We start from the raw sequence: 10,825 nt of genomic DNA on the forward strand, positions 1-10,825 counted from the left end.
TCAATTTATTTTAAATAAAAGACAAGAATTTTCTTAAAAATACCTAATGAAGTAAAAATTTCTTAAGAATTCTTCAGAATTACTTCAGTTTCCAGAACTATATCCAGAGGCTTCTTGCGCTCTATTAATCTCTGTAAAATATAAAGTATTATTTTTTCACTTGGAGGCACATGACCCTCGCCCCAATTGTATTCAAAATATATCGAATTATTAAATAATTTTATATTATTCGTTATTTTTTCCAGAGAATCAAATTTTTTTATAAATGGGTGAGCATGAGATTCAGTATGCCAATCACTTTTGTTTTGGAAGTAGATAATAGAGTTATTTGAATTTCTTAATCCATAATTAACAGTTAAATCATGAAGCACACCAGCGTTATTTAATTTATCATAAGTAGATGTGTCTGACTTATCAATTAAAAATGCATTATCCAAATAAATATCAACAAATTCCTTCGAATACTTAGAAATCGATGTTTGAGGATTCCAGACAAATGCAACAGCCTCTGATTTTATCAAACGACTAATGCAAGACAACGATGCAAAACCGCCGCCAGAGCCACCAAAAATCACAAAACGAACACCAAATCTATTAGCAAAGGATTCCAAAAATTTACAGAGTTCATTTTGAAAATCACAAAATTTTCCATGCCCAGCATACCAACCCAAACTTATATTTTTAGATAGGCTGACAGATGGATCCGCAACAGAAATTAATGGAGCACCAAGTTTTTTAGCTATTCCAATTCCTGAAAAAAATGGAGCCGTTTTTTCGCCCCTAGAAGTAACGGCACCAGTAAAACAAACTAGAACCGTTGATCCTTCCTGAATACCTTCTGCGCCAGAAATCATAACATCCATTACTTTGTTTTCTTCCACAAAGCTATAGACCCCATCGTTTACGATGAAATTTTCTACGGATGATAATGGAAGCTTATATAAATCATGAGCTGAAAAAATCCTCAGGTCATAAAAAAAACCATCTTGCCTTACTATTTCAGATTCAATTATTTCAACATTATCTTCGCAAGCAGTTTTTTTAATAAAGGCTTTTACTTGATATCTTCCTCCAACACCCTCATTTTTAAATTTTATATTTTTACTTTTCCCATACCACTTAACATCAACCCGAACGCCATCCCTTAAAAGATAAAATGCATAAAAACATTCTTCTTCCACTGATACGGCATCTAAAGAGACAAAAAAATATTCATTATCTTTACTTAAAGATAATATGGTCGACCCTTTTAATATCATTTAACCTCTCATTGAATTTAAGTGGGATTTATTTATTCAACATTTATAAAAACGCAGATTAGAAATTAATGCACCATATGCTTTACTTTCCCAAGGAATCAGTGCAACCCTACTTACCGAGCAGCCTTTAGGCACATAAAAACGAAAAGAAAATAATGTATTTTTTTCTTTTGAGGATAAATATTTAAAATATCCTATCTTATCAATCGGTGAAATAATTAGCCCATCAATAGGAGCACTCTCTTTTGTCAATACAGAAAATACAAGGCCACGAGCGATAGAAACACCTTGACCAATTAACAAAGAATACTCTACTTCGTAGTAATTATCAGCATCAATCTGAACGTCTAACTCTATCGATTCTTGATTTATAGATAATTCACCATCAATATCAAAAATCATGTATTTTTTATTTAAATTACCAAATTTTTCATTTGATTCTTTAGACAACGACTGTTGCAATACTTCAGGTGGATCAGAGGCATCATTATCTAAAAGTGTATTTCCTTTTTTATTCAGAAGACCGATTTTTAACTCCAAAGCATTTTTAAAAATATCGGCCACATCGTTATGGTTTAAAAATTTTTCCACTTTAATGCAAAATTTTTTATCAGCCTCCGGGAACTTTTCCAATAACTTCTTCAAATGCCGAACATGTCGCCACATATATCCTGTATATTCACTGACATACAGTATCGCACGACCACCTCCTAATGCCCATTCTCGAAAGTATCTATCGCCCATATCTATTAAAATAGCATTTAAAGAGCTTTGCACTGAACCATCAATTTTTCCAGTCATCGTATAGGCGATAGACCGTGCACTCTCATTTTTAGGTTCTTTATTCTCAAATAAAAAATCCCCAATCATAATTTGCGGCTCCCCCAGCAGGCAATTTCCCCCTCCTAATTTCAAAGAGAAAAAAAGCGCTGCACTTGCGCCCTTTGATGTACCACAAAACCAAGTTTCACTCAAAGAAACATTACAATTTAAAATTACTTCTTGAATAAGGTGGGCAAATCCCTCTGATATATCCGAGTCTCCATTAATTTTCATGTAATAGCATCCGTGCGCTCCAAAATTATCAATAAGATGGAGTACCGAAGCATCAAGATTTTTCTGATATCCGAAGTAAGATGTCAAATTTCTTCCGGGAAACGAGTCAACTGCCGAAAAAATAATTACTAAAGGGCGACCCGGGCGATATTTCAACACATAATTCAAGAAAAAATTTTTATACTTATAAACCGAATAAATATTTTCCATATTATATTAATTACGATATTTAAAAGCAAGCCGCAAATTAATCAAATTTCTAATTTGTGCAAATTCGATAATCATTTATAAAAATGACTCACATTTAAAATTTTACAAAAATTCTCGATATAAATCCACCACCGACATTTTAAATCTTTCCAACGAAAAATTCAATTTTATAGCAGATCGTCCTTCCTCAGCCATAGACTGAAATTCACTTTCTTTCCTCGAGATAGAGAGTATATTTTCTACAATCTTCTGTTCATTCTCAATAATATACTTCTTTTCCCACAAATACTCTGATCCTGGCCATGGACGTACAAAGGCAACTCCTCTTGACGCAAACGCATCAGCCACAGCCAAATGGAAACTTTCAAAACCAGGAATTCCAAAATCCGAATCACTAACTGAAAGTATATAGCCAACACGGCGCTCAGCCAGCGCCTGTTTTATATCGACATGTCCATTAAAATGAATGGCTTCACTCAATTCATTTTGCTGAATAAATTTTTCACAGTTTTGAAAATACGCCATTTCCTCGGCATCACGCGCAATCCAAGGTAGTTCTTCCGGATTCCGACCAAAAACCTCCAATTTAAAACGCTGATCTTTCGTACGCAGTTCTCGTAAAATTTCCAAGGCTCGTCGGAATCCCTTTCGCGAGGGTAAAATACCGATCACCCCAAGTGTATGGAGGCGACTCGGATGCCAGTCAGTTCTATACTCATCAACGCGCACATAGTTTGGTATCATTCTTGCTTTATGGCGCGGAATATTTGGATATCGTTCCAGAAGCTTCTCAAAAAACAATGGAGATACAGCAAGAACTGCATCCACGTTATTCATATTCATGCATTCCCCATATTTACGACTTAACTCCATACGGTGCATGCGTACAACTAACTTCTGATGCGGCTTCTTATTTAAAGCATACCATTCAGCATTCTTCAATAGCCATTCACACCAGATATATTCAGCCCAGTCCAACAGGGCTTTGCTCTGATTTTCAGCATGAAGTTCATGGCCCTTCCATTCATCAAATCGAATATCGAAGTGCTCTTCAAGTGCAGGAACTGCATCACAGATAAATTTAAGATCGTGGCCAGCAATCAACAATCTGGGACGGCAAAGTTTGCAAAAACGCGAATAATCACCAATATTAACCGTCTGCAATAACTCCGAAAAACGTTTTGCATAGGAAAATTGACCAATCACACTCCAGTTACTGGAAACGAATTCATGAAATTTATGGAAGCAAGCCTCATCCACATCACCACGATTGCGGAAAATCAGCGACTCCAGCGCTACGCGCAACCCAACAGGAAGGCGACCTTTCAAATAGTCAATACCTAACGGAAGCATTATTTGCTGAACCCTTGTCCAAACCTGCAGATGGTCGTAGAGTTCGCGCCTCCCATATCGCTGAGTGCTGGAAGGGGTTAACGAAGGCAGTTTGTAGTAAACAAAAGTAGGCGCTCTCAAATATTCAATGCATTGTGAATGAGAAAGCACTTCGGCCAAGAAAATGGTATCTTCCCCCATTCTCAAGTGCTCAGGCCAACGAATCCCATGCTGCAGTAGAACTTCACGTTTAACGAAGCTATTAGTTACAGTACTCGTTCTATTAATAATGACTTCACGTTTTTTGTCAAGCGTAGAACAATTTTCCCAATCGGGTATCTGGTTCATCCGTTTACGGTCACTACCGTTATCAGATAGTAATTCGGACCGAATAATACATGCATTGGTACTCCGAGCCAAATCCAGAAGCTGTGTTAGCGCATCCGGCAGCAACTCGTCATCACAATCCAGAAAATATAGATATTTTCCTTTAGCAGCGTCTATACCAAAATTACGAGGACGTGAAGGCGAACCACTATTATTTTCCAGACGCAGCGCTCTCCAATTAGGCTCTGTCAAGCATGCTTTCTGCGTTAATTCATGCGTTCCATCGCTTGAGCAGTCGTCCACAAACAAAACCTCGTAGTCTTCTCTAGCCATATTAATGGCACGCAAAGAAGCAAAGCATCGACCAATTTTGTCTGTCGCGTTAAAACTAGGAATGATGATGGAAATTTTCATAACAAAACTCAAACAAAATATGCATCACGGTATTGCTGCGCTGACTGCTCCAACCATTGCCCAAAGCGATCACGCAAGTCAAGCCAAGGAGCATCAGTCTGCGCACGACCAATACAGTAGCGCTGTGCAGCATCAGTCGCCGGAGTAATTGGGTAATCGACAGCATATTGCAAATGCAAAACTGCTCGAGATAGCCAGTCTACAGGAGGCGGATTATTCGGGCGAAAAGCCAGGAAGTGACTCGTTTCTATCGGTTGGTAGCGATCCAATATTGCGTAGCGCTTCAAATGGCTGGTGGACGTGACACTCACGCCATAGCGATTAAATTGCCGATACAGTTCCGCGACTTCAAGATCAGGCATTTGTGCTCCCGCCACTAGCAACAAGCGTGAACCGGATTGAAGTTGACCATATTGCTGGAACCAGGCAATGGCTTCCAATGCCTCTTCTTTCTTGTTGACAAGGCAGGTTGCCGTGACAGTAAATTCACGTGCAGCGTGTGAATACCCCATATTTTCAAGAATTTGCAGCCAGCGATGACGATAGGTATGCTCGCCCAGCACTTTATGCAATGCGCGATCACGTAATAGATCAATATCAGCATTACTCAACGAGCGCAATCGGTCAGGATCTCTATCGGGATAAACGATCAAATCACCGAACATCTCTTCAGTACCGCGCGCATAGTTCGAAATAACCAGCGTATTGCTTGACATCAACTCAAACACACGACGTGCAAACATGGTAGAGGATGCGGTAACGGTATTGAAATTCAGGCCGAAACGACTGGATTTATATACAGCAGGCATGCGCTCATGCGGCTGCGATGGGTACAAAAACGGTTGATAACGCGTAGGCCAAATGTGCATAGGATCAGAGTCACCATGAAAGCGATCATAAATTTCTAGCTCATAACCGTCGGCCCTGATTCCATCAAGAATACTCTCCATATCCTTGCTACGCTGAATATGGTTGGCATACCAACTTCCGGCAAAAACCACACGAGAGGAGCGCCCTCCCTCTTCCATAGGATTAAAAAGACGCGGGTTAGTTGCAAAAGGCAGCGAAAAAGCACGAGAAACCCCATGCTCTTGCTTGTATCCATCTATACATTCAGCGGCAGTGGTAAATACATAATCAAACTCTTTTGCTGTTTTCACAAAATCGTGAACTCGATCCGTGAAATGCGTAGGGTCTTCCTTATTCCAAAATAATGTCGGTATACCTTTTTTTCTACAAAATGAAAGTATTTCTAGCAGGACAGTTCTATTTTCCTTCGAGAAGTTTTTGCTAGCATAAATTCTCCCTTTCCATGGCCTTCGCTTGATATCTGGCCCTGTCCATGCTGATTCACAGAAAAATATTTCCGGCTGAAATTGCTCAAAAGTTTCTCTCCAGTTATCAGGTTCAATAGGCAAGGCAATGAATTCATCCGAAAAACTGTTCGTAGTAAATTCATCCGCAATTAATGCAACACGCAGGCGATCCGCAAACTTCAATCGCTTTTCAGGATCAAAAAATTCAGTCGATCGAATCTCTTTCACGGCTGAAGCAGCTTTCTTCTCGTGAAATTTTCTCTTGCAAATTTCGATATTAGCCAAAAATAAATCTCGGCCAAAAATTTCATTTGCTTCGCGATATAGCTGAAGTGCTTGTGAAAAATCTGCACTGCGAAATGCATTATGCGCCCTACTCACCAAAGACTCACTCACTATTTTCACCTTTAGAATTCGATAATTTTATGAATTTTTTCAAGAAAATTAAACTTCTGTTAATTAGATCGCCTGCTTAATTCTTTAAGATTTAAATCTTACAAAGTCCCACTGCATCCACCACGCTACCGTGTTTTCGAATAGCATCTAGCTCTTTAATGAAGGCGCCATGCTTAACCAGTACGCAGATCACATCTGCAGTACCCAATGCATCAGCAAGTTCTGCGTGCTTCAGATTATGCAATGCAAGCTTTCGAGGCATTTCATGAATGTTTGGCTCTACCGCTAGAACCTGGCATCCCAAGGCCGCAACTGCTTGGGTAATAGCCACAGCAGGACTCTCACGCAGATCATCAATATCTGGTTTAAAGGCCAGCCCCAAACATGCAACTCTTATATCTGCCATGGTATAGCCAGGCTTATGGGCGAGGACATCCGCTATTGCCACTTTCACCTTGTCCAACACCCATTCCGGCTTACTATCATTGACCTCACGGGCAGTGCGAATAATACGAGCTTGTTCCGGGTTACTGGCAACGATAAACCATGGGTCTACGGCAATGCAGTGCCCACCGACACCTGCACCTGGCTGCAGAATATTGACGCGAGGATGGCGATTGGCCAGTGCAATCAGCTCCCAAACATTGATATTCTGCTGATCACAAATCATTGACAACTCGTTCGCAAATGCAATATTCACATCCCGAAAACTATTTTCAGTAAGCTTGCACATCTCGGCCGTGCGAGCATTGGTGACAATGCATTCACCCTGGACAAAGGTTTTATACAAAGTAACAGCCATCTCACTGGCTTTACGGCTCATGCCGCCAATAACACGATCGTTAGTTACCAGCTCACGTACCACTTGCCCAGGCAGTACTCGCTCGGGGCAATAAGCCACTTGCACGTCCGCATCTTCGCCCGCATGCTGGGGGAACGAGAGATCAGGACGGACCTCTGCAAGCCATTCAGCCATTTTCTCCGTCGCACCAACTGGCGAAGTGGATTCCAGAACAACCAGATTACCCTTTCGCAAAACGGGAGCAATCGCTTTAGATGCGGCCTTAATATAGCTCAAGTCCGGTTGAAGATTTTCCTTAAAAGGTGTTGGTACCGCAATTAAAAATGCATCTGCCTGCTCTGGGGAAGTCGTTGCGCGCAAAAATCCTTCTGTAACAGCAGCATGAACCAGAATGTCTAATTCTGGCTCGATAATGTGAATTTTCCCTTTGTTAATGGTATCCACGGCATGCTGGCTGACATCCACACCAATCACTTTTTTCTTGCGCGATGCAAATAAAGTGGCGGTAGGCAGACCGATATAACCCAAGCCAATCATGGAGATGGTTTCAAACATACTGACAGTTTCCAAATACAAAAAATGGTGAAAAAGAGAACGACTTAAATCGCAGCTTGTAGCAGCTTGGAAATACGTGATGCCGCTTGACCATCGCCATAAGGATTGTGGGCGCGAGCCATAGCTTGGTAAGCAATAGAACTATCCAGCAGTTCAGTCGCGTTCTGAACGATAGCTTCAGTATTGGTGCCAACCAACTTGACTGTGCCAGCATCCACTGCTTCAGGGCGCTCTGTGGTGTCACGCATGACCAATACAGGTTTACCCAAAGATGGCGCTTCCTCTTGTACACCGCCAGAATCGGTGATCAACAAAGTGCAGCGATCCATGAGATATACGAAGGGCAGATAGTCTTGCGGCTCTATCAATACCACATTGGGCACATTGCCCAGAATGCGGCGCACTGGCTCCTGAACTTGGGGATTCAAGTGCACGGGGTACACGATCTGCACATCGCTGCGCTGTGCCAGTTGGGCCAGAGCATGGCAGATGTTCTCGAAGCCTTGACCAAAGTTTTCACGACGATGGCCAGTCACAAGAATCAGGCGCTTGCTAGGGTCGATAAAGCCAAATTGCTCGGAAAAGCGCTGCTGCAAGGCCGTGTCGGTACGCACACGCTGCACAACATCAAGCAAGGCATCAATCACGGTATTACCCGTGACATGAATGGTATGAGGCGCGACACCTTCAGCTAGTAGATTAGCTTGCGCCTTCGGTGTAGGGGCAAAGTGGATGTCTGCGATGGCGCCGGTCAGGCAACGGTTCATCTCTTCGGGCCAGGGCGCATATTTGTTGTGGGTGCGCAGGCCAGCCTCAACATGGCCCACTTTGATCTTGGCGTAGTACGCCGACAAGCTGGCCGCCATAGTGGTGGTGGTATCGCCATGCACCAGGATAATGTCGGGCTGCCACTGCTGATAAACTTCACGCATACCCAGCAGGACATTGCTGGTGATATCCGACAGGTCTTGCCCTGGCTTCATCAGGTTAAGATCAAAATCCGGATGAATACCAAAAATATCCAGCACTTGATCCAGCATCTGACGATGCTGGGCCGTTACGCAGACTTTGGCGTCCAATGCCGAATTGACGGCCAAGGCTTTTACGACAGGAGCCATTTTGATGGCCTCGGGCCTAGTCCCGAAAACAGTAAGCACTTTCATCTTATCTTCCCATTATTAAACCTGCATATTGATAAATCATCTTCTCGCCCACATCATCTTTGTTATAGTATTTTTTTATATACTGGCTAATGATATTTTTAGACAGAGTAGATTTTTTATCAAAAGATGAAAAGCATTCATTCACAAAATCCATTACTTCATCAAATGAAACTTGTGAAAATTGGGATCCATAACCGCCAAAGTTACTGTAAACAGCATTGGTAAAGTTTTTCCAATTTCTTATCAACATAAAACCTTCTCTGCCAGAAAGTATTGTAGAGCAGCCACTAACCAATGCCTCACTTCCACTTCTACCAGCAGCAATTACAAAATTAGTCTCATAAAGCAGATTTGCCAAAGCTTCTCTATCCAACCATCCCAAATACTCTATATTCTTATCATCATTAAATATTTTTCTACTACGTTCCTTCAAATCGCTCAACAAAGGCCCGTCGCCTGCCACTTTCCATTTAAACGATGGCAACTCTTTGCTGGCTTGTTTTTCCCATATTCTTGTCAACAGATCTATACCGTCTTTTTTGTCGACATCTATTCGCCCAACAAAAGATGCAAAAAAATCTCCATTTTTTGATGCATCATCAAACCCAAACTCAGAAGCATCTACTCCATTGGGAATCAATAGTATTTTAGATTTTGCGTGAGGAATTTTATTTATTAAACTATCTCTTATAAATTGCGAAACAACGACAATTGCGTCAACCTTGTCAACATAAGTAGAGATTCCATCATCCCATCCCCCATGTATTGTCATTACAAGTGGACAATTAGCCATTTCTGCCAGTTTCACTCCGACTATTCTACTTGGCCCTGGATGGCAATGGACCAAATCATAATTCGCTAAGCAATCATGAATGGTTTTTTCAAATCCCAAAATTTCATAATCGACCTGAATCACACGAATACCGCTAGCAATCAACTCTTCAGCGAACCTTGATCTCGGACAAATAACAATAGGCTCCCCAGAGGATTCTCTAATCGAATTTGCGGTATCCCTAACATTTTCATGAAGTCCCCCTCCCGAAAGATTCCTGAACCAAAGGACTATTAATACTCTTTTCCCTAGAAGCAATTGATTTTTTATTTTAATATTATCTACTTCTCTGGAAAAAATAACATCTTGATTAAATTCAGAATTCTGATCGAGGATAATTTTTGTATTCTTTTGAAAATATTCACCTTTCGCATGAATCGCTTTTTCAAAAAAATACAATGACCTTTCCTTGTCACCAGATAAATTAGCGGCACGGCTTAGGCTGATATAGCTGCTAGATACCAATAGCCTTCCGATAACTTTCTTACCAGCCCCCCATTTCATCGAAATATCAAAGAAATTATTTGCCTTACTGAAATTTCCACGTTGAAGATTAGCAATAGCGACCAAAATAGCAAGCTCAACTCGATTCGGATTGGTTCTTAGCATGCTCTCTCTTAATTGAGAGAGACTCTCCCATTCACCACGCTGCCACTGAGCGCGACAATTTTTTAGTAGCCCTGAGATAATCTCGCTTTTTTCATTTAAAATTTCTTCCCTCTTATTCGTCGATCTTGTCAATGGGATATTCTTTTGCACAATTACTCCTCATAGCAACGCGACAAATTTTTTTTAAAAAATTCAATATGAGCTTCTGCCTCATCTAATTCCAATTGCATTTTTATTTGATTGTTTTTTTCAATTTTCATTTTCTGCAAGGAAACTTGAAATTCAATAAGTTCTTTTTGTTTATCTAATAGTTTTTCTGATAAAACCTTTATTTGATCATCTGCATCAGTCTTAGCTTGAATGAGCTTTTGGCTTTGCTCTTGATGCGCCTGAGTCAACTTGACCTGCTCATCCTGAGCTTCAGTCAATTGCGCAATTTGGTTTTCTCGTTCTTGTGCTTGCTTTTCTGCAACCGACTTGGTCAGAGTCAATTGCTCGATCTGGGCGTGGCGCTCATGTGCTACTTTGGCATGTTCGTCACTAGCCTTGCCGAC

At 41.0% G+C, this 10,825-nt stretch carries 8 protein-coding genes; all 8 read right to left on the bottom strand.

Annotation, left to right across the window (positions count from 1 at the left end; translation table 11 throughout):
• Nucleotides 1-62: 62 nt before the first annotated feature.
• Nucleotides 63-1,259 carry a hypothetical protein gene (locus tag CSE6_RS00900; RefSeq protein ID WP_152668529.1) on the bottom strand — a complete coding sequence of 399 codons (1,197 nt, stop codon included), beginning with the start codon at nucleotides 1,257-1,259 and terminating at the stop codon, nucleotides 63-65.
• Nucleotides 1,260-1,295: 36 nt separating this feature from the next.
• A complete protein-coding gene (locus tag CSE6_RS00905) occupies nucleotides 1,296-2,525 on the bottom strand; it encodes a hypothetical protein (RefSeq protein ID WP_152668530.1) in 1,230 nt (409 codons plus the stop codon).
• A gap of 102 nt (nucleotides 2,526-2,627) precedes the next feature.
• The gene (locus CSE6_RS00910) at nucleotides 2,628-4,598 is read right to left on the bottom strand and encodes a glycosyltransferase (RefSeq protein ID WP_083994658.1); all 1,971 of its coding nucleotides are present in this window, start codon (nucleotides 4,596-4,598) and stop codon (nucleotides 2,628-2,630) included.
• Between the two features lie 8 nt (nucleotides 4,599-4,606).
• Complete coding sequence (locus CSE6_RS00915) at nucleotides 4,607-6,310, bottom strand: glycosyltransferase (RefSeq protein ID WP_152668531.1); 1,704 nt, start codon at nucleotides 6,308-6,310, stop codon at nucleotides 4,607-4,609.
• A gap of 91 nt (nucleotides 6,311-6,401) precedes the next feature.
• Nucleotides 6,402-7,667: a UDP-N-acetyl-D-mannosamine dehydrogenase gene (gene wecC / locus CSE6_RS00920; protein WP_059439696.1), complete on the bottom strand. Its 1,266-nt coding sequence runs from the start codon at nucleotides 7,665-7,667 to the stop codon at nucleotides 6,402-6,404.
• Nucleotides 7,668-7,711: 44 nt separating this feature from the next.
• The gene (wecB, locus tag CSE6_RS00925) at nucleotides 7,712-8,830 is read right to left on the bottom strand and encodes a non-hydrolyzing UDP-N-acetylglucosamine 2-epimerase (RefSeq protein WP_059439697.1); all 1,119 of its coding nucleotides are present in this window, start codon (nucleotides 8,828-8,830) and stop codon (nucleotides 7,712-7,714) included.
• Nucleotide 8,831: 1 nt separating this feature from the next.
• Nucleotides 8,832-10,421, bottom strand: a complete 1,590-nt coding sequence (locus CSE6_RS00930; RefSeq protein WP_152668532.1) for a glycosyltransferase family 4 protein — start codon at nucleotides 10,419-10,421, stop codon at nucleotides 8,832-8,834.
• Nucleotides 10,422-10,423: 2 nt separating this feature from the next.
• Nucleotides 10,424-10,825, bottom strand: a 402-nt coding sequence (locus CSE6_RS25975) for a hypothetical protein (protein ID WP_193751083.1), incomplete at its 5' end; no start/stop codon positions are given.

Origin of the sequence: Comamonas sp. E6 (assembly GCF_001010305.1) — a bacterium.
Taxonomy (GTDB): Bacteria; Pseudomonadota; Gammaproteobacteria; order Burkholderiales; family Burkholderiaceae_C; genus Comamonas; species Comamonas thiooxydans.

Coding starts and splice junctions, on each gene's coding strand:
- CSE6_RS00905 (WP_152668530.1), bottom strand. CDS start 2,525: ATGGAAAATATTTATTCGGTTTATAAGTATAAAAATTTTTTCTTGAAT.
- CSE6_RS00910 (WP_083994658.1), bottom strand. CDS start 4,598: ATGAAAATTTCCATCATCATTCCTAGTTTTAACGCGACAGACAAAATT.
- wecC (WP_059439696.1), bottom strand. CDS start 7,667: ATGTTTGAAACCATCTCCATGATTGGCTTGGGTTATATCGGTCTGCCT.
- CSE6_RS00900 (WP_152668529.1), bottom strand. CDS start 1,259: ATGATATTAAAAGGGTCGACCATATTATCTTTAAGTAAAGATAATGAA.
- wecB (WP_059439697.1), bottom strand. CDS start 8,830: ATGAAAGTGCTTACTGTTTTCGGGACTAGGCCCGAGGCCATCAAAATG.